Annotated in this window: 15 protein-coding genes; 1 reads left to right on the forward strand and 14 read right to left on the reverse strand. The window is 41.3% G+C overall.

Going from position 1 to position 20857, the window contains the following annotated elements; all coding sequences use genetic code 11:
- Window positions 1-138: 138 nt before the first annotated feature.
- From BMY70_RS23045 to BMY70_RS23075, 7 genes are all read right to left on the reverse strand, one after another.
- Entirely contained in the window at window positions 139-1788 is a 1650-nt protein-coding gene (locus tag BMY70_RS23045; RefSeq protein WP_090338691.1) for a serine hydrolase domain-containing protein, read from the reverse strand.
- Between the two features lie 308 nt (window positions 1789-2096).
- Entirely contained in the window at window positions 2097-2564 is a 468-nt protein-coding gene (locus BMY70_RS23050) for a hypothetical protein (protein WP_090338693.1), read from the reverse strand.
- 10 nt (window positions 2565-2574) lie between these two features.
- Window positions 2575-6366 (reverse strand): metallophosphoesterase, encoded by a 3792-nt coding sequence (locus BMY70_RS23055; RefSeq protein WP_090338859.1) that lies wholly within the window; start codon window positions 6364-6366, stop codon window positions 2575-2577.
- 29 nt (window positions 6367-6395) lie between these two features.
- Window positions 6396-7256 carry an SdiA-regulated domain-containing protein gene (locus BMY70_RS23060; RefSeq protein WP_090338695.1) on the reverse strand — a complete coding sequence of 287 codons (861 nt, stop codon included), beginning with the start codon at window positions 7254-7256 and terminating at the stop codon, window positions 6396-6398.
- 66 nt (window positions 7257-7322) lie between these two features.
- On the reverse strand, window positions 7323-8555 hold the full coding sequence (locus BMY70_RS23065) for a Pycsar system effector family protein (protein ID WP_090338697.1): 1233 nt from the start codon (window positions 8553-8555) through the stop codon (window positions 7323-7325).
- A gap of 35 nt (window positions 8556-8590) precedes the next feature.
- Window positions 8591-10957, reverse strand: a complete 2367-nt coding sequence (locus tag BMY70_RS23070) for a GAF domain-containing protein (protein WP_229209741.1) — start codon at window positions 10955-10957, stop codon at window positions 8591-8593.
- Window positions 10958-11104: 147 nt separating this feature from the next.
- Window positions 11105-12391, reverse strand: coding sequence for an NAD(P)/FAD-dependent oxidoreductase (locus tag BMY70_RS23075; RefSeq protein WP_090338699.1), 1287 nt, complete (start codon window positions 12389-12391; stop codon window positions 11105-11107).
- 76 nt (window positions 12392-12467) lie between these two features.
- Here BMY70_RS23075 and BMY70_RS31015 point away from each other — a divergent pair, with 76 nt between their 5' ends.
- Window positions 12468-12638, forward strand: coding sequence for a hypothetical protein (locus BMY70_RS31015; protein WP_177197120.1), 171 nt, complete (start codon window positions 12468-12470; stop codon window positions 12636-12638).
- Window positions 12639-12706: 68 nt separating this feature from the next.
- Here BMY70_RS31015 and BMY70_RS31140 read toward each other — a convergent pair whose 3' ends face one another.
- The 7 genes from BMY70_RS31140 to BMY70_RS23095 all read right to left on the reverse strand — a co-directional run bounded on the left by BMY70_RS31140 (window position 12707) and on the right by BMY70_RS23095 (window position 20808).
- A complete protein-coding gene (locus BMY70_RS31140) occupies window positions 12707-13648 on the reverse strand; it encodes a DUF7674 family protein (RefSeq protein WP_218148671.1) in 942 nt (313 codons plus the stop codon).
- Between the two features lie 210 nt (window positions 13649-13858).
- Window positions 13859-14020 carry a hypothetical protein gene (locus BMY70_RS31585; protein ID WP_310590654.1) on the reverse strand — a complete coding sequence of 54 codons (162 nt, stop codon included), beginning with the start codon at window positions 14018-14020 and terminating at the stop codon, window positions 13859-13861.
- Window positions 14004-14828, reverse strand: coding sequence for an ABC transporter permease (locus BMY70_RS31590; protein ID WP_310590655.1), 825 nt, complete (start codon window positions 14826-14828; stop codon window positions 14004-14006). Before BMY70_RS31590 ends, BMY70_RS31585 begins: the two co-directional genes overlap by 17 nt.
- A 50-nt stretch (window positions 14829-14878) precedes the next feature.
- Entirely contained in the window at window positions 14879-15202 is a 324-nt protein-coding gene (locus BMY70_RS31595) for an ABC transporter permease (RefSeq protein ID WP_310590656.1), read from the reverse strand.
- A gap of 318 nt (window positions 15203-15520) precedes the next feature.
- On the reverse strand, window positions 15521-15835 hold the full coding sequence (locus tag BMY70_RS31600; RefSeq protein ID WP_310590657.1) for a hypothetical protein: 315 nt from the start codon (window positions 15833-15835) through the stop codon (window positions 15521-15523).
- Between the two features lie 155 nt (window positions 15836-15990).
- Window positions 15991-18426, reverse strand: a complete 2436-nt coding sequence (locus BMY70_RS23090; RefSeq protein ID WP_090338701.1) for an ABC transporter permease — start codon at window positions 18424-18426, stop codon at window positions 15991-15993.
- A gap of 15 nt (window positions 18427-18441) precedes the next feature.
- Window positions 18442-20808, reverse strand: a complete 2367-nt coding sequence (locus BMY70_RS23095; protein ID WP_090338702.1) for an ABC transporter permease — start codon at window positions 20806-20808, stop codon at window positions 18442-18444.
- Between the last annotated feature and the right edge of the window lie 49 nt (window positions 20809-20857).

Genomic DNA, 20857 nt, shown 5'->3' on the forward strand with positions numbered 1-20857 from the left:
ATGATATTAAAAGCCTTCTAATTTCAATTTGATAAGATTCGCAAACCCAGACGACATCGTAAAACATTACCTTGCGCGCGACTGACAAGGAGTTGTAAAGGCATGCGCTCAGTCCACATGATGCGCACAACTTTTATTTTATCTATTTCTTTTAACCAAATTACTGTTACGGATTATTTTCAAAAGTTCAGTATGATAACTGAATGTCTTTTTCAGATTATTCTCATCCCAGACAACATTTTCAAGCGCAATAATGCTGGTTTTTGTTTCAGGAAAATAAAAGTTCATTGAGACAAATCCTGGGCAAAATCCTGTTTGTCCCAGCTGCAAGATTCCGTCGTTTTTATCGACAGTAATTCCATATCCATACTCGACAACACCAAAGATCGGATGATTACGCACTGCACCTTTTTGTTTGGCAGTCATTAATTTATAGGTAGCGGCGGATAAAAGTTTTCCTTCGTGCAAACACTTATTCCAGAGCGCCAGATCATGGGCAGTGGAAATACATGAACCGGCTGCCACATAATTTTCAAAAGTATCTGCCTCCGGCTCAATTTTGCCATTTTCATTTTTGGTATATCCCTGCATCAGATTTTGATAACCTTTTACACCAGGATGAAAAGTATTATACATTTTACACTTTTTAAATAATTCCTTAGACTGCAACGCAAAAGACTTACCGCTGGTTTTCTCTGTAATTTTTGCGATCAGATCGTAGCCAATCTGGGAGTATGAATACTTCGTGCCGGGTTGGAATGACAAAGGTTTATCAAGCGCAACAATGCCGTGCATATGTGTCAAAAGATGATGAACCGTAACCGTATCCGCCCAGCTTTCATTAAGATCAGGAAGATAGGTTCTAATGGGATCATTTAATTTTACACGTCCGCGCTCAAATTCTTTTAACAACAGAACAGCCGTAAACTGTTTGCTGATCGAGCCGATCACAAATTGATCATCGAATTTAAAAAGTGCCGGTTTTTTAAAATCCGGGCTACCAAATACCTTCGAAAATTTGCTTGTGCCATTTTCAGAAACAAACACGATTCCGTTGAAAGGTGTTTGGGTTTCCGCAGATAGCAGAGCATCCATTTCCGCGGGCGCGTTAACCTTCTTTGACAAAATGACCTTTCTATGCGCAGGAACGTCATAATTTCCTTTCGCCCAACGTGCTGACGGATCGATCCATTCTGGCATGGCTTTGAATAAAAATCCATGCTTCAGACCTGTATTTAATTCTATTTCTTTAAACCGTCCGACTACATTTCCGGATTTGGTCTTCATGTTCTGGCAGGAGTGCGGAACATCACTTTTCTCGTAAATCGAAAGTATGTTTCCGCTGAAATTAATGTCATTCTTTTTCACCACATCTTCTTCGTCGCAGGAGCCGATGAACACGTAATTTACATCAGGATTTTTTAATAAACTGGATGTATACTGAGCAATATAACCACCTTTTGATGTCCCGATCACAGTAATCTGCGAAGCCTTTGTACCGGCTAACAAGAGGCTGTCTATCTGCCCAACCACTTTCGCCGCATAGTCGTGCACGTCCGTATTTCTGGGACGGATCTCACTGATAACTGTCAAGCCACGCCGTTTGAATGCGCTTACGATCTGGAAATACTCAGCTTTTCCATACTCAGGATGGCTGTCGTTCAGGTAGTTCTCTTCAATGAATTTATTGTGAAGAAAGAATACGTAATGTTGTGCGTGCAGAATGTGGAAGCAAGTAATAAATAAAAGTGTGAGTACTGACTTTTTAAAATTGACGGGCAAATTCATTGGCTAAATTCTTAATAATTGGTGAGCGATAAAGTTACTATTCCATAATGAATAATACGGTAAGACAAGAAAATATAGATTTTCCTTATAAAAATATAATTTAGATAAATCAATAGGAATTATCGCATTTTACCTCAACACATGTCATTTCCAGTCCGGCAGATAATCAGTTTTTATGTTCGTTCAGAGGCTACTGCGTTCTGTCTGAAAACAGCTGCATAATATTTCCCAACAAACGAAACAATTGAGGCAGACATGAAAAGAAAAGCAGTTGGTGAGAAAAACAAACATTTACCAGTTCAAGAAAATCATCGGCGTGGCAATTCCTTTCCGGCAGGATTGATTGAATAGAAAAAAGTCCGAGCGATATTAAGGGCTAAAATAAGCTGTCCAAAACAAAAGATACCAGAACCTATAAGACAAAACAGAGACAGTCGATCCATATTTTGTCTCATTTTCTGATAGTCGCCAGGAAGCATATCGACGGCGGGCAAACTCGCAAGTATCAGTGCTCCCAGCAGTGTCACAAGAAAATGTGCCATGCCCAGTTTTGTATTCAGCGGGTGGTCAATCCTGAAAAATATTTGATACACCAGAGCGAAACAAAACATGGCAACGACAAGTCCCGTTGTCAGCATGCTTTTGCTCACTATGTAATAGGTCTCGAAAAAATTCACCTCAATCAGACTGTTCACCGAGATCAAACGAATTAATAAGAACAACATCCCGGCAGCTACAAACGGTAAAGAAATTCCGTAGGATTTATACAAATTCATATAACTAATTTTAAAACCAGAAACCAACCTGAAAAGCAATTCTTGGCTTTTCTTCCCTTTTCTCTTTCGGAATAAATGCTCCTACTGATAAGGTGAGAATATCTACCGGAGCAACCCAAATACCTCCGCCGTAGCTGTAATGCCAGTTTTCACCCGGGTCATGTTCCTGCCATACACGGCCATAATCGAAGCTTCCAAAAAGACCGTACGTTATCGGCAGTGTTGGGTTAACGCTACTTCCCAAGCGAGCACGGAGGTCGCTTGAATGCCATAAACTGCGTTTCCCGTAAAACCGCTGGGTGCGGTAACCACGCAGTCCCTGATTCCCCCCGATGGTAGGCATCTGGAAAAATTCGAATCCTTTGCCAAAATTTAGTCCTGTACCGATCTGTGAGGCAAAAACAATATTTTCCTTTCTGTCCAGACTAAAATAAAAGGCAAGTTGAGCCTTCAAACCCGCGAAGCTCTTGTTTTCTTTCAGATTTTTTGAATAATTGAAGCCAGAGCTGAAACGAATTCCTGAGTGAGGGGAGAAAATATTATCTACACTGCTAAAATTGAACAAAAGTTGTCCTCCACTGTAATATTTTGTTTTGAAAATATCGTCAGGAAGCTGGTTATTGTCGCTGGTAATAAAGCGTCCTGGCGTGGCTGCAACATCTGAAATTTCAAACAATGGCCCGATCGCCACGAATCCGCTATTTCCGGCAAAATGTTTTTTGATCGCAGCATATACATGAAATGCACTTTGACGTACACGATAAAAATCTGGGTTGTCCACGGGTCTTTCAGAATTGTTGCCGAGCCCTGCATAGTTGAACGCATAAGACGGACCGTGATAATAGGTATCCAGATAAAAGTCAAAACTTTTAAAAACATTCAGAAAATCGCCGGTATAGTTAACCCGAACAGCTTTTGTCGCAAAGGAATATTTGGCCCCGAATTGCTGTGACGATGCATAAGGTTCTTTCTTGAAACCATACCGGATCATATTAAAATTTGCACCAATTAAAAATCCGTCATCAGGATTGAATCCTAAAATCGGCAACGGAATTGTGATGTCGTAATCGCTCTCCGCGCTTCGGCGGTCGTAAATATTGTAACGGTATAACCCGGTACGTTTATCATTAGTCTCCGGTCCGGCAAATACGGTATTTTTGCCAAGGTCGTCATAAACAATCGTCTTCTTGCCGCCGTTATGAACAACAGAACTGTCTGTGAAAACATCCTTCCCGGTCCCGCCGATCAACCTGACCTTAATACCTTTTTTCACATCTCCGGTGACAATGAACTCGTCTTTATCCCCATTACCGTAAACGTTAATGGTTTTCGTTACCGAATGGTCAAAGGTTCTCTGATAATTTTGTTTTTTTAACTGCCCTTTTTTACCCAGTTCAGAAACTGTAACCCGGGTATGCTGATCATCAAGACGTTCGATTTCAAACCTCTCCTCTTCCTCAGTCCCGATCACGTTGACCGACGAACTTACAAAAACGTAATGTTTTCTGGCCAGTTCCAGTAGATTATCCCTTCTCGTTTTAATACTTTTGATCAGATAAGGAGCAGACATTACCTTTGCCTTTTCGGGCCAGTCCCCAAAAGAATCTTCAATAATTTCATCCGTCAGATTTTTCTGGATATACCTCACCTGCTCTTCCCATTGTTCCCAGTCCAGTTCGTTTAAAAATGTTCTGTCAAACAAACGTGCACTCCATGTTGTCCATTTCATATTCGGAACTTCGGGACCGTAGACCTGCAACTGACGCAGAAAAGGCATAGTAAGGCGTGCTGCTTTCGTAAACAGACCGTCGTATTTGGAAAAAGCCTGATCCCGGTCGCGCGGAATGGGGCGATAAAGATTGGAACCATCATCCTGTTTTATCGACGCCCAGGTCCATTGATCATCGTGACGATCCCAGTCTCCCACGATCAGATCCAGAAAACGGGTCTTCAAAGCCCATTTTTCATCAACCTTATATTTATTGCTTTCCAGAATATTTTCCAGTAAATCAGGCGTGCTGATTATCTTGTCTGCATTCCCGAAATTTGCTGCATCTTTCCATTTTTTCCCGTCGGGTCGTTCTTCAACCAAACTCAGACTACCGCCAAAGATCGGATTAAAAAGGCCTAATCCTGGCTGTGCAGGAACATAATAAATTTTCGGATTAGTGTGATATACCTGAATGGCGTCAGCAAGTTTCGGCATTGTCAATGGCGCGAAAGGATGTGTCGAAAGGAAGTTTTCCTGCGCCAGAAACTGTGCGGCCATCATTTTGTTAAATGGATAAGGTAGAAAACGGCTGACATCTTTGGTCATATCACGCAGAACATATTCCTTACCGTCCTCTGCTCGCACGCGAAGCGAGTTCGTCTGATTTCCCCCACCCTGTTTTTCCGGAACGACTCCTCCCTTGAATGTTGCAAAATCCAGGACCGGGAAAGGATATTTGACCATGTAAAGATCTCTGTGGTGGGCTCCAAACAGGAAATTATGGAAACCATTTACCGGTGTAATCTTATTTTTAAGAACAAATTGCTGCGAACTATCTGCATGTTGCTCATATTCTTTGTAAGCACCCTCGGGTTCGTCTTTCTGCGGCTCAAGTTTATCCTTAATTTTCTTCTGATAAACCATTTTCGCGCTCTTGCCGCCTTTATCAACCTCCCAGTACTGTACCCAGGTTTCTCCGCCTTCATAAAAGGAAAGTGTGCTAAAACCTAATACCGTAGACGCAAACTGAGATCCTTTTCCGATGCCTATCGGGCTGTTTTTAGAGCCACTTCCGCTGACAATAAATTCCTGGCCATCATTTTCGATGAATTGCAAGGCGTGTTCATGTCCGCTTGCGAATATAAAATTCCCGTTTTTTCTTGCTGCTGCCAGAATTCCGTCACGCATGTCCTTGTATAACTTGTTGTGTGTATCCTGGCGCGAGCCCACAGTACCACGAAACAATGCACTCAAACTTCCGATAACCGGAAGGGGAATGTATAAATTGGGATTCATCTCCGTCAACGGAAATATATGCTGTTTTATCGTAAATCTTCCGCCATGCGGACCGTAGGTATACGGAGGATGGTGCATGGCAATGACTACATTTTTATTTCTGTATTTTCGAATTACATTTTCGAAAACAAACTTAAAAGTAGCACGGTTTCTGATCTCGCAGCCATCATTGATTTTCGTTTCTTTGTCCCAGTCAGAAAGCCACCACTGCGAATCCACAGCGATAATAACCACATTATCATTCAGTTCTATAACTTCCGGACCTGAACAGCCATCCTGTGGCAGGAAATAATTCTCGTACTCATCTTTATCCATTTTTCCTTTTCGGGAATTAAGATACTGATCAATAAAATTTTCCTGGCGCTTCAAGCCTTTCCTTCCCCAGCCTCGCCAATCGTGGTTTCCTGGCAGAAAAAATGCCCTTCCCTTAAAATCATCCAGTGTTTCAAGTTGAGAAGTTATCTTGTATTCAGCCACTTTTCTTTTGGCCGTATCGTCGGCCGGGGGCATGCCGTACTCATAAATATTATCCCCTAAAAATAACGCTGAGCTATTTTTTGATTCCTTAGCAAGCTTATCTTTCAGAAACAAAAGTACCGGCGCCTTCTGCTCCGGCGAATCATTGCCAGCATCACCGATCAGATACATCGTATGTTTCAGCACCAGATCCTTTCCGGGAACTGCCTGCTCCCAGTGTTTTGCTTCACTGGAATATTGTAATTTTTTATAACTCGAACACGAAGAAACCAGAACCAGCGCAACGACAATCGAGATGGAGCAAAAATTGAATTTCATACTTAAAACAGCGGAATACCGCATTAGAACTATATGCCCAGTTTCTTAAATTTCAGGATATTACCTTCCGCAAAATCGTCTCCTTCGTTAGAAATATAAAGGTTTCCTGCCGCGTCAAAGGCAATACCTTCCGGTTGGGTAAATTTGTTTCCGTTTAAAGGGACAGCCTGCTGAACCTTCCAGTTACTGTCTGTCACCACCAGCAACTTATTGACTGCTGAAATGATGTACCAGTCTTTGGTTAACGGATTTTGTGCAAGCCCTGACGGCCGGAAACCTCTTTCTACTTTTCCACTCAAAGCTTTGATATCTTTCACATTAATTTGAAAAGAGGTATGCACCGCGCTGCTGTCTCCCAGGTGGAATTCATAGCCGGTAACGCTTTTTTTCGAATCGTCTTCAGGGCAGTTTTTACAAAGCACATAAATATTATCTGTCGCCTCGTCTGCATACATACTTTCATATTCACCTTTTGGAAGTATTTTTTTCCATTCCTGCACACTATCAGCTTCCGGAAAGATGGCTTCACGCATCGGAAAAGAATACATCGTCCCATTACTTTTTAAGATCACTACCCTATCATTGGCAATGGCCAGATCTTCGTAGTCTCCCTTTTTCCCGAATTTACTGTTCACCTGCTTTTTCACACCCAAACCTAATCGAAAAAGGCGTCCCTCCTCGTCCTGTATGGCATAAATGGTGTCGTTATTTCCTTTATTAAAGGCAATGCCTGAAATCTCAAAAAGGCTTTCAGGCATAAAAAACTTCTCGGGACTTTCAAGATTATAATCTTTCAAAGTCTGTTCATTTTCGTGCGAATTGGTACAACCCGTACCGAGCGTAATCAGCATAAGTGCCGATCCAATTATCTTACTAACAGTATAATTCATATGAATCAGGATTCTGTTACTGCTGTTAAAAAGTATAAAAAATATGTCTATATTTTTGTTTTAAATTTATTTACCAAAAAACATGGAAGCAATAACAAAAGAGAAAACGGAGGCTACTATACCGAACATAAATACATTGTACCCCACCCGAAGCAGTCTGTATTTTCTACCCAAAACAACCCCTTGCGAATAAACATCCTTAGTCAAACTTCCATACAGAAAATCACGATCGTTCATCATCGCCTGCATACCGGAGGCGTAATCATTATAGCTCATCCGGTAAAAATTCCCAAAGAAAAGCAGGTTCACTTTTTTATCCGTAATATCTTCCTCAGTAAACGTTCCATGCGGGATTGTCGGGCGTGTTGCAAGGATGGAAAACACCATCGTTATCACACAAATTGTTAACAATAAAATGGTAGGGAAGATTAAATAAGCATTATCTTCCAATTTCCTAAGCAAAATACTAAGCAGAACCGAGATAATGATCGATGTGGTAGTAATCATGATATGCGCCTTATTGTCTGCCATATCACTGAGCCGCTGATGGTTATTGGAGCTGATACGAAACATCGTTTCAATCCCTTTTTCCGGTCTGTCTGTTTTCGGCTTTTTTATCTCCTGAATTTCCGGTTGAGGTTCCATTTTTGATTTATCTATATATCTCAGAAGATTGATCTGAGGCTCTTCTTCTTTCACAGCTTCAAGATCCTTTTCTTTCAGTTTTTGCAGATTCTTGGCCTTCTTTTCGTTGAGTAAATTCTGGCAATAGTCTGTTTGATACATATGTTCTTCCAGTAGCCTGATTGTATTTTTCCGCCATTCCGCTTTATCTACTTTCTGACCGGTCCTTTGCTCGACCTCCTTACGCATCATTTTATTGCGATCCGAAAACTTATCCGTTCCAAAATGATAAAGATCCGCATCGCATACAATCTGTTCAAGAAAATTCTTAGGCTTCTGGGGAATAACTGTGGCTAAAATACATCCCCGAACCGCCTCGATCACATCTTCCTTTACTTCTTTCTCAATCAGATAAGCCTTTGCCATTTCCGCTCCCCTGAATTCATGGCCAGCGGCGTCCCCTGTCCAATAGCCCATATCATGAAACCAACCAGCAGTTACAACAATAAAGGTATCCTTCTCATGTAATTCATAGTGCCCGGCAATTTTTGCGGCATGAGAAGCCACTTCCTCGGTATGTGTTAAATTATGGTAAATTAACGCCTCTCCCTGATGTGTCTTGAAAAAATGAAGAACATGATGCTGCACATGTTCCAGGAGTTTGGTATAATTCATAAGATTGGTTATATAATGGCAAAACAGACAGTTATTTATTTCCAGTCACCTTCCAGATTGACGCCAATGCGTAAGGCTTTCAACCCTGTGATTCCCTGCAATTCTTCTAGATCCAAAAATTCAAGATCGTTTTTCAGCATATTTTTCTCTTGCAGATATTTTATGTAATTAACATATTCTTCTGCCGATTTGCTATTAAAGTATACCAATGCTATCTTTCCGGGCTGGGTAAGGCGTTCTCCGGTCTCTTTCACATGCACTTTGTCGATGCGCTTTTTGATCACATGATACCGGATGTTGTAAGAGCCCTCCACGTCAAACCGCCGCTCATCATCCCGGAAGCTGATGTCGATACTTCCCGAATTAATAAAAATCAGCTGGGTTGTTTCCAGCGGCTTTTCAATCTGCGGAATCAGTTCGTGCGTAATTCTGGCAATTCCTGCCATCGAAGTTAGCTGCCAAAGCCTGATATTATTCAGATAAAGCAGGTTAAACGTTTTATCTGGAGCAATTGCCTGACCGATATAGATATCATATTCAACGCCATCCGTCCTGAACTTCTCAAAATAACATGGATAAGTTTCCTGGATTTCATTTTTGAAAAGTTCAAGATACAGATTAACAGCGGAGTTCAACTTCTGCATCGAGTTTTCCAGTGCATTTCGATGTAAAAAAGCGATCCCACTTTCCTTGTCAACCAGTTCATAATAAGCTTTAATGCTCTCACCCAGACGCCCTTTGCTTTCTTTGAAATGATGCAGGAACGGATACACTTCGTATTCGAGAAAATCCATTACCTTACTTTCATCGTGATCGCTGGTCTGATCCGAGATTTTATCCATCCATTTCTTACACTTGAAAATTACCTCATCCGCAAGTCCCAGGCCGACATCTTCCTTGATATGCGCAAGCACTTTAATCAGCGCTTCGAATTGCACTTCAAGATCCGCATGCAAAGCAGCATTTCTCTCAATTGTACTATTTCGGATGTCTACTGCACCATAGAGTGGATAAACGTCTTTAAACTGGATGATCTCAATTGGGGTTTTAGGAAGCTGCGTGGCGTTGTCGCGCAGGTAATGCCAGGCAACATCTTTGAATTTCCACTGGACCGCCGGCTGCAAAGACGTAAATTTCTCGCGAATAATATCTTCAATTTGAGCATCAAATTTATTGATCCCGTTCTGCATCATCTGCCCAATAAGCGGAAGCGCCGGTTCAAGCCGCGACAGAACTTTTTCATCCATCAGATCTTTAACTTTGGAATAAACTTCCAGTACGCCAGTCAACCGTGCGTTATTATAAACAGGAAGCAAGGCATACGACTGGACCTCATTTTTTTCCAGAATTGACATGAATGCGTTCCTTTTTTCTATGTCGGAGATTTTTTTGTAAAAATGGACTTTAGGATCCTTGAAATATCCGTCAGCCATCCATAAAAATTCATCCTGATCTATTCCTTCGGCCACCAACGTCTGAACTAAAACGCTGTGTGTGCAGAATTCGTCGTTAAATACAAGCCTGTCGTTCACGCGAAGCTCTGGCAACAATCCGAATTTTATGTCCTGGCTTCCAACAAGCAGATTTAACGAGTGAATAATCTTCTCGTAATAAGACTGAAAAGTATCGGAAACCGGATTCAGAATAATATTTTTAATATTTTCCACCGCCTGGTCTGCTGTAACGTCCGTCAGCGTTATGACTGTAAACCCTTCGAATCTGAACATTGAAAAAGGGATCAGATTCATAAGAAGAGTCCAGTCAAACTCCTCTTCCGCGTGCAGTTGAACCGTATCAAAATCCAATTTGGGAAGTGGAACTTTTGCTGTGACTTCTACATAATCGGTACATACGTTAAGCTTGTAATATTTAGGCAGACACGTCTTTTCGTCCTTAATCGAAATAACCAGATCATTGCTGTGAAATGAGGGAATGTTATAAAACTTTTCAAGCAAAAATGAATAAATCATCTGCGCTTTCTGTTTCTTTTCGAAGCTTATATCGATATCCCGCAGCAGATCACATTTCACATTACCAGACTTGTCGTCCGTCAATAAGTCATGAAATGCAGAAGTTTCGTAAAAAACAGTCTGAGAAAGTGGAATGCTAAGCGCCCATAAGGTCTCGTTCTCATCAGCAATAACCGGCACCAGCATGTTATAAACGAGGCTCAGCTGCTCTTGAAAATCTCCTATTTCATCTAAATTGATATCTTCTAAAAATCGAGGATCAGCGGTGAAACGTTCATGAACAAATTCAAAAAACTTCCTCTTGACTGTTTTCTCGTTTCTGATCCGGTCTTCTATATAACCTATAAATTTCCGAAAGGATAATGACACATCGACGTTCTCCAAACCCGGAATAACATTTTGCGATATATCAAGAATGGTCTCCTTCATCATCTGACAATTTCAGTGTAACAACTTGTTTAAATGTCGTTCGCTTCAAAGGATTTGTAACAATAATAAGAATTACTATAACCTTAAAAAGCCAATCATCAGACAATTATAATTGCCTGATGATTGTACATAAACTAACAATAAACAAAGCTATTGAATTCCTTTTTCAGGCTCACTTTTATTTTGTCTGGACGGCTTAATTATCATACGAAGGGATTGATCCTTGGTAAAATATGCGATCATCCAGTTATAAAATGTCCTGATTCTGTTACGGTAGGTAATCAGTGAGAGCAAGTGGATGAAAAGCCAGATCAGCCATGCGAAGAAGCCCTTAAAGTGAACTGCCGGTTTTGGCAAATCGACCACAGCCTTGTTTCTTCCAATAATCGCCATTGAACCTTTATCGAAATATTCAAAAGCCTGTGGTGCTTTACCGTCTGCAATTTTCAACAAATTTTTCGCAAGCAGTTTCCCCTGCTGGATTGCAACCTGCGCAACCTGCGGATGTCCTCCGGTAAAGTTAGGATCCGTTTGCTGAATACAGGTATCGCCAATCGCGTAAACTCCGTCCACGCCTTGTACCTTATTATGTTCATCCACAATCATTCTTCTTCCACGGCCGTAACTTTCAGTTGGTATCCCTTCAAAAACCTTGGCGGTAACTCCTGCCGCCCAAATCAGATTCTTGGTTTCGATTTCCTGGCCGTTGTCAAAAATAACCTTATCATCCAGATAATCCTTTACGTGACAATTCAGCATGATCTTCACGCCAAGCTGTTTCAGATCGTCGTACGTATTCTGCTGAGATTTTTCACTCATCGGAGCCAGCAGCGCATGGCCCCCGTCAACTAAATATATTTCACTTCCCTTTCCTGCCAGTTCAGGATATTCTTTTCTAAGAATACCATTTCTCATCTCTGCAAACATCCCCGAAACTTCCACGCCGGTTGGTCCGCCGCCGGCGATTACAATTGTAAGCAACCGTTTAGTCTCTTCCGGATCTGTACAGATCGAAGCCTGCTCCATTTGCTGCAACAATTTATTGCGCATCTCGATCGCGTCATCCAGCGTTTTCATTGGGATGGCTTTTGCTTTTACATTTTCCATTCCAAAATAATTGGTTTCGGCACCCGTCGCAAAAACCAGATAATCGTAGTCCATTTCCCCATTGGAAAGAATGATCTTCTTTTCCGCCGGAACAACCTTAAGCAATTCACCCAGACGGAAATGAAGATTTTTTTTACCTGAAAATAATTTACGAAACGGATAGCTGATGCTCGAAGGTTCCAGAAAAGCAGTGGCAACCTGATAAATCAGCGGCGGGAAAAAATTATAGTTATTTTTATCAACAAGTGTTACTTCAAACTGATCCTTATTGGCAAGGTCAAGCGCAAGATTAATACCTGCAAATCCACCGCCTATAATTACTACTTTCATTATCTAAATTATTTTAATTAAATAATAATCCGAATCATCCAATTACCTGACTATAGTCAGTCCAATTATCAGGCCAATGGAAATTTTATACGGATGTTATGCCATAATGCTATTTTTCCGACATAAAGTCGGAATAGCCGTGGCTACGGACGAAGATAATAAAAGAAAGGAGGAATTCGGAAATTTTGGCAGAAGCAAATCATGGGATATTACAACAATCCCAAAATTCGAAAAGCTTATCAAATAATAGAAAAGCGTGGAAATAGTAGCCTCAGCACTATTTCCAGCAACAAATGAGAAATTTCACCAAATTCTTTAAAATTGTTTTTGTATAAACGGAGTATAAAGCATTGCGGTACAAAAACAGTTGTGAAAATCCTTCGCCTGAAGAGCCTTATAATTCACACAGCTTCTGCAGCCCTCCCAGAATTTTTTTTCCGTAGTGATCTCGCCATAGGTTACTGCTTCGAAACCCAACCGGGTATTCATTTTCATCACCGCCAGCCCAGTGGTGATACTGAAAATTTTCGCCTTTGGGTAACGCTGGCGAGAAAGAGCAAATATTTTTTCCTTGATCGCTTTTGCAACGCCAAGATTCCGGTATGCCGGAGAAACGATCAGACCTGAATTTGATACAAATTCACGATTTTGCCAGGTTTCAATATACGAAAACCCAACCCACTCGCCTGCATTAGTCAGAGCGATTATCGCCTTACCTTCTTTCATTTTTTTAATAATGGAAGCTGGTTTTCGCTTTGATATTCCGCAGCCTCTGAGCAGCGCGGACGCTTCCATTTCCCTTGTGATCTTACCGGCATACTGTGCATCTTCGCAGGTAGCCACACGTATGCTAATATTGTCGAGAGTAATATTTTCCAAAACATTATCAGTTCCCAAGCAGGCCCTGACCTGTTCAATCTCATTTAAATAAATCTCGTAGAAATCATCGGGGATAAAGAATTTTAATCTTTTCTTTTCATCTTCACCCCGTTGAAAAAAAGCCGAAAATGACGAAATAAAACTTCGCTTAATCGCATTCTTAATAATCCAGTCGCCCTGATTGTAAAGACGGTCTGCCAGATCAAAGCATTTTCGCGATAAATTCAAATTGTAATCTAACACTGCCTCTTTTGAAAAATCCAGCAAACGCTGAACGGATTTATAGATATCTGTGGAAAGAGAATTTCTTTTGTACAACCTGTTTAACTCGGGAAATTCGGATTCTATTAGTTTCGTGCCTTCTAGCTGCGATATCATGGTTTTGATGTATTATGAATATGTCTGTTGAAAGTTTTTATTAAAATCCAACACCAGCAAGTCAACACGAAATAACACGCACTGAAAATGAATCAATTAAGCTAAACTGATTGAAGAAAAGAAAAAAACACCGTTTCATATTGATAGGTTTGTATCAATATGAAACGGTACGTCATCTAACAAAAGTCAATAAATATTTCCATCCCGAAATCATTCACTGCGCAGGCTTATAACCGTATTCAGCAAAGCGGCCTTAACCGCCTGAATGCTGACTGTGAACAAAGTGATCATTAAAGCGCCAAAAGTTACTGCCGCAAAAATCCACCAGGAAATATCGACCCGGTACTGATAATTTTCAAGCCATCCGTTCATAAACCAGCGGGCAACGGGCGTCGCAATCAGGCAGGAAATAATGACCAGGGTTACGAAATCTGTGGAGAGCATTTGCCAGAGATCTGCCACCGAAGCGCCATGACGGATTGACCGGAGAAAATGGGTTTTCTTTGATCATATCTTTTACAATGCCAATAATCCTGAACTCCTTGCCGTTCACTCTTACGAACGATTCCAAAGGTTTTTGAATTCCGGTAAGTTTAAGAGCTGATTCGTTCAGAATGATTGCAGAAGTGTCCGTCGAGAAAGCTCTGGAAAAATCCCGCCCCCGCGACAATTTCCAGCCAATGGTGCGTCCGTAATCGTGGGTAACACTGTTTGACATAATCAAAGGGTGGGAATCAGGATTTTTGCCGGGCCAGGAAAAATTTGTTGTCCCACCATCCTGGGCAGTTACCGAACCGGAAGATTCAGCCATATACACCACAGCTCCTGAGTTTCTGAGATCATTTCGGAGCGCGGCGTAGCGCCTGAACAGCTCAGGCGAATCTATCCTGACCTCAATCAACCCGCCTTTATTGTATCCGACCGGACGATTTTTAGCAAATTGGATTTGACGAAAAACAACGACTGTCCCTATGATCAAACTCACAGAAACTGTAAACTGTACAATGACCAGAACTTTTCTGGGCACCGCTGCAAATCGTCCTGCACGAAGATTCCCTTTCAATACTTTCAAGGGCTGAAACGAGGAAAGGTAAAGGGCAGGATAACTACCAGCGACAATACCTGTGAACAAGCTGAATGTGATTCCGGCGAGCCAAAACCACGGATTAAACCAAGGCATTGTCATCTTTTTTTCGGCGACCTCGTTGAACAAGGGCAGTGAAACCTCTACTAAAAAAATGAAAGGAAAAACGCCATGGCCACAACCAAAAACGATTCACTGAAAAACTGACTTACGAGCTGTATACGCATCGCCCCGATCGCTTTACGCACCCCCACCTCTTTTGCCCTTTTTTCCGACCGGGCCGTACTTAAATTCATAAAATTGATACAAGCCAAAAACAGTACGAAGCAGCCAGTGATACCAAAAAGCCAGACAAACTGAATTGATCCGCCCACGTTGACGCCATTTTCAAATTCTGAATACAAATGCCATCGAGCCATCGGATGCAGGAAAAATTCCGGTTTATAAGCCGGAGGATTATCCCTTTTCATCCTTAGGTCTTTAATCTTGGCAGAGGCTTGCTAAAACCGGATCCGTCTTTAAGTAATACATATAATTGAAACGAATTTTCATCCCACTGCGCCTGAGAGGTCCTGGCACAAGAATCCATGCTCAAAAGTAAGTCCCATGGAGTTAGGAATGTAATCTCATTAAGAAACGTATTTTCAGGAAAATCTTCGTATACCCCCGTTACTCTGAGGCTTACCCGATTGTCAATTACAATCAGCTTATTCAGCGCAGATTCGCTTCCAAAAATACTTTTGCAAGTGATTCACAGAGAAAATAGAATTGACGTCATTTAAGCCACTTCAATTTCCGGCCAGCATTTTTAAAGACATGATGTCAATGAAAGATGGCTCTACAGCACTTCCTGATTTCGAGAATTTCTTTTCTCCGGACGATAGATTCAATAGCTGATTTTTCGATAGACTGACTGATTCAAAATCCGGATATTTCGTCCGTAACTCCTCAGCCAGGGGAACAGGCACGACGCCATAACTAACTTTTTTGACATCGAACTTTACAAATTGCCAGACCTGCGCGATCCGCTTGTAATTTTTGTGATATTTATTGAACGACAGCTCATCATAAATCCATAAACCTATCAAGATTGCAACCGCCATCCCGACGGACAATCCAACGATATTGATCGCAGAATAAATCCTTTTTTTTCACAGGTTTCTCAATGCGATCTTGAAGTAGTTTTCTAACATGGCTTTTAAAGTTTAAGATTTTCAACTTAAACACACTTACGCCAATCAAATACTAAGGATAGGAATTAATCACTTGCAAGACTTTTTACCGGATTTTTCATAGCCGCTTTTATGCTTTGAAAACTCACTGTCAAAAGGGCTATAAAAACAGTTGAGACGCCAGCCAGAAGGAAAATCCAGCCATTTACCTCTACCTTGTAAGCAAAATTATGCAACCACAAATTTATAGCACCCCAGGCTACGGGCGAGGCAATCACGATAGAAATCAGTACCGGTTTTAAAAAGTCTTTGGAAAGCAATGCGGTGATACTGCCGACAGATGCGCCGAGTACTTTTCGAATCCCGATTTCCTTCGTCCGCTGCTCTGCGGAAAAGGCGCTTAGTCCAAAAAGTCCAAGGCAGGCGATAACTATGGCGACCGAAGCGAAAGCCGTAAATATGCTTTCAACGCGCTGCTCGGACCGATACATAGCATCAAAATCTTCACTCAGAAATGAATACTCAAACGGACGACCTGGAGCTACTTTTTCCCAGTTTTCACGCAGAGAAAAAATTTCAGAACCCAGCGCGCTGGATGTTATACGAAAAGATACGGATTCAAGAAAAGCCTGTTTAACCTGTTGACCAAGTGCGTTTCCGCTGACAAAAAGTCCAAGAGGTTCAATTTGATTTCGCAGCGACTCATAATGGAAATCTTTAATGACGCCAATGATTGTCGCCTTTTCTTCCCCCGTTTTATGAATGGTTTTGCCTATCGGATTTTTATAACCAAGCTTTTTAGCAGCGCTTTCATTAATAATCACCGCTTGCTGATCAGCGATATTGCCTTCCTGAAAATCCCTTCCCTGGACAAGCACCAGACCCATTGTTTTAACATAATCAGCATCGACCATCCACTCCTGCATGTTCACCGCGGATTGCTCATCTGTCTTTTCTTTGGGATACCACATATCATTCCAACGCTGCGAAGTGACAGGAAGAAATCCACTTACCGTACCCGATTTCACTCCGGCACTTTTCACAGCTTCATTTTTAAAGGTAATAACATCAGACTCATTGGATTGTCCGGTTTTCACGATCAAAACATGTTCTTTGTCAAATCCAAGCCTTTTCGACCTGATAAACCTTAGCTGCTGACTGATCAGGAGTGTTGCGGTAATTAATAAAATTGAGATAGAAAACTGGCAAACAACAAGATAACTTCGAACGCTCTCCCGTTTATTAAATAATTTCAAGCCCCCTTTGAGCGCCGATATAGGTTGAAAGGATGACAGATAAAATGCAGGATAAATCCCAGCCAAAAGACCGGTTGCCAAGGTTCCAGCTAATATGAAAAAGATGGATTCTGGATTAGCGACTGCAAGAAATGAAAGTTTCTTTGCCGCAAGAGCATTAAAATAAGGTAATAAGATGTACAGAAATAATACGCCCGTCATCAGCGATAACCACGTAGTTAACATGGATTCTGAAAGAAACTGTAAAACCAGAACCGACCGATCCGAGCCCATCACCTTCCGAACTCCTACTTCACGTGCACGCTTGACCGACCTGGCGGTAGTCAGGTTGATAAAATTGAAAACCGCGATCAGCAGAATAAACATACCGATAGCAAGGAAAATATAAAAATACTCTATGCTTCCATTGGCTGCCAGCTCGCCCTGCCTGTCGGATTTCAAGTGAATATCCAGCAATGGCATAAGTGAATACCGAAAGTCATTGCCTGATTTTCTGGATTCTGCGAGAGATCTTTGAAAATATCGCCTGAGTGCCGGATCCATGTAGAGCTGGACAATTTTTTCAAATTTCGCAGTGATTATTTTGGGGTCTGACCCCGATTTCAAAACGACGTAGGTGTTAAAAATGTGGTTAGTCCATTTATTAGTCTTCGCGTCGTTTGTTTCGTATAAAGGCAAGAAAAAGTCTGCCTGAAAGTGAGATTGATCCGGTACGTCTTTCATGACTCCGGATACCCTGCGCACATCCTTTGTGTCAAAAATCAGAATTTTATTAAGCACATCCGTCGTGCCAAAATACTTTCTGGCCATCTTTTCTGATATGACTACGGACAAAGGATCGCTTAGTGCCTTTTGCGGACTTCCGGTGATCATCGGTAAAGTGAATACTTCAAAGACGCTTGAGTCGGCATAAATTATATTTTGCTCCCGAAACACTGCGTGGCCGCTTTTTACAAGCTTACTGCCATACTTACCTAAACGTGTTGACTCTTCAACTTCCGGTATATCCCGTTTCAAAGTTTCTGCCATCGGCGTCGGCGAAGCAGCACCTTGCATACTCTTACCTGAATAACTGAGATCACTGTTTATCCGATAAATTCTGTCCGCTTTCAGATTATAGCGATCAAAACTATATTCGTCTTTTATGTAGAGCATACATAAAAGACTGATCGCAAAACCCAGCGCCAGCCCGAAAATATTGATACAAGAATACCCTTTATTTCGCGTTAGATTCCGGAAAGCTATTTTAATATAATTCTTTATCATGGCACATGGATTTGACTATTCAGACTTCAAACTCTTAACCGGATCCATCAATGCCGCTTTGACACTTTGAAAAGAAACGGTAAACATTGCAACCAGAAATGCTAAAAAACCGGAAACAGCAAAAATCCACCACTGCACTTCAACCCGATAAGCGAAATTCTGCAGCCATTTGCTCATTACATACCACGCAATCGGCACTGCAATTACGATTCCGATCAGCACCAGTTTCATGAAATCTTTTGCCAGAAGTTGTACGATCCCCGCTACACTTGAGCCAAGAACTTTTCTCACGCCAATTTCCCGAATTCTTGTTTGAGCGGTATAGGCAGCAAGTCCAAACAAACCCAGACAGGAAATGAAAATCGCGATGCCGGCAAAAATGTTGAAGAGTAAGCCTGTTTGCTGCTCGTTTTTATATAGCTCATTAAAGGCATCATCCAGAAAGGCATAATGAAAAGTAAACCCAGAATTATATTTTTTCCAAAGATGCTCAGCGGACGCAATCACTTTATCCGCATTTATCCCGTTTGTCCTGATAAAAATCCGGTTCATTTCATTAGGCTGATAATAAAAAATCACAGGCTCGATGGTCTGTTTCATCGAGGCAAAATGGAAATCCTTTACCACACCTATAATGGTCCCGTTTTTATTCCATAGCTTGAATTTTTTACCAACCGGATTCTTTATTCTCGCTGCTTTGACTGCTGTTTCATTTAAAACAAAATGAACGGAATCAGATACCGAACCTGTAAAACCCGCCCCATCCAGTATCTGCATTTTGAAAAAAGTAACAAAATCTTTGTCAACAGTCAAAGTCCTCAACATCAGTGTTTCACCCTTTTCTTTCCCATCCCATGAATTATCTCCCGTTTGCCCGCCGAGATTAACAATGTTTGAATTAGCACGGGTCATTCCGGTAACACCGGGTTGGTTCAGCAATTCTGCCTTAATTGCTTCATAATGTTTTCCCATGTCCTGCATGTAAAAAGACATGACGTGGGTTTTATCATAACCTAGTTCTTTTGATCGAATATATTCCAGCTGACTGCCAATAATGAAAGTGCCGGCAACCAAAATTACAGAAACTGAAAATTGTATGATAACCAGCGCCTTACGAAAAATCGCCTCGTTCATCTTACCAGAAATTTTCCCTTTTAAAGCCCTTAAGGGTTCAAAAGACGAAAGCAACAGGGCCGGGTAGATACTTGAAGCAATCAAAGTCCCCAGAATTGTAATGCATACAATTTTCCAGATTGAATAATTTGTAAAGTCCAGCAGCAGCGACTTGCCGGAAATTTCGTTAAAAACAGGCAGTATCTCATACATCAGAATTAATGCAAAAGTAGTTGCCAGCAAAAAAATCAAAGCCGTTTCTATCAGAAATTGCAGAAATAACTGTGACTTTGCAGCGCCGACAATTTTGCGCATACTTACTTCTTTCGAGCGCAGCATCGCTCTCGCTGTCGAGAGATTCACATAATTAATGCAGGCGATTGTCAGGATTAAAAGGGCGATAATCGCAAACATCATTACCGTTTCAATGCCTCCGTCAGTGCCATCAGAATGATAAAGGTGGGTATCGGATAGCGGCTGCAAAAGGTATGTCAGATCAGTATCATCCGGTTTATTGCGAAGATGAATTTTTCTTAATTTGACTGCGAGATCCGCAGGCGACTTGCCGGGTTGTAATTGCAGATACGTCAGGTAGTTGAACTGGGTAAAATCGTTATCTGAATTTTTCCCCTCACGGTTTCCTTCATACATCCGGTCAAAGAAAAGCGCGATTGGAAAGAACATATCTCCCTGAAAACCTGAATTTTTCGGAATGTCACTTATTACGCCGGTTACTGTAAAATTGACGTTATTATTAGCCAGAATCACTTTTCCAATCGGCTCATTGTTGCCAAAATACCGCTTGGCAGTTGTCTCTGTTAAAACAACTGATTGATTATCAGGGAACGGTTTGGACTGATTACCCTTTATCAGATTAAAATCAAAAACAGAAAACAGCGATGGATCCGCAAAAACAGAGCTCTCTTCATTAAACAATTTTTCCTGGTATTTGAATAAAGTAAATAATCCGTTGTAAGTGATTCGCACAGCATCTTTCACTTCAGGTGTTTCCCGCTTAGCAAATTCAGCAATCGGGGCAACCGTTGTAGTCCATATCTGCTGGCTGGATCCGGTCCCTACCCTATTTTCAAGTTTGTAGATTACATCCGATTTTTTGTGGAACCGATCGTAACTTAGTTCGTCCTGGACCCATAACAAAATCAAAATCCCGACACTCAAACCGACCGTTAATCCGGTACAATTAATAAGTGAATAGAATCTGTTTTTCAATAAATTTCGCCAGGCAATTTTAAAATAACTTAGGATCATAGTTAGTTTAATATTATTAAAAACTCCTATTTATCAAAATTTTACAGCA

This window comes from Dyadobacter koreensis (assembly GCF_900108855.1).
Taxonomy (GTDB): Bacteria; Bacteroidota; Bacteroidia; order Cytophagales; family Spirosomataceae; genus Dyadobacter; species Dyadobacter koreensis.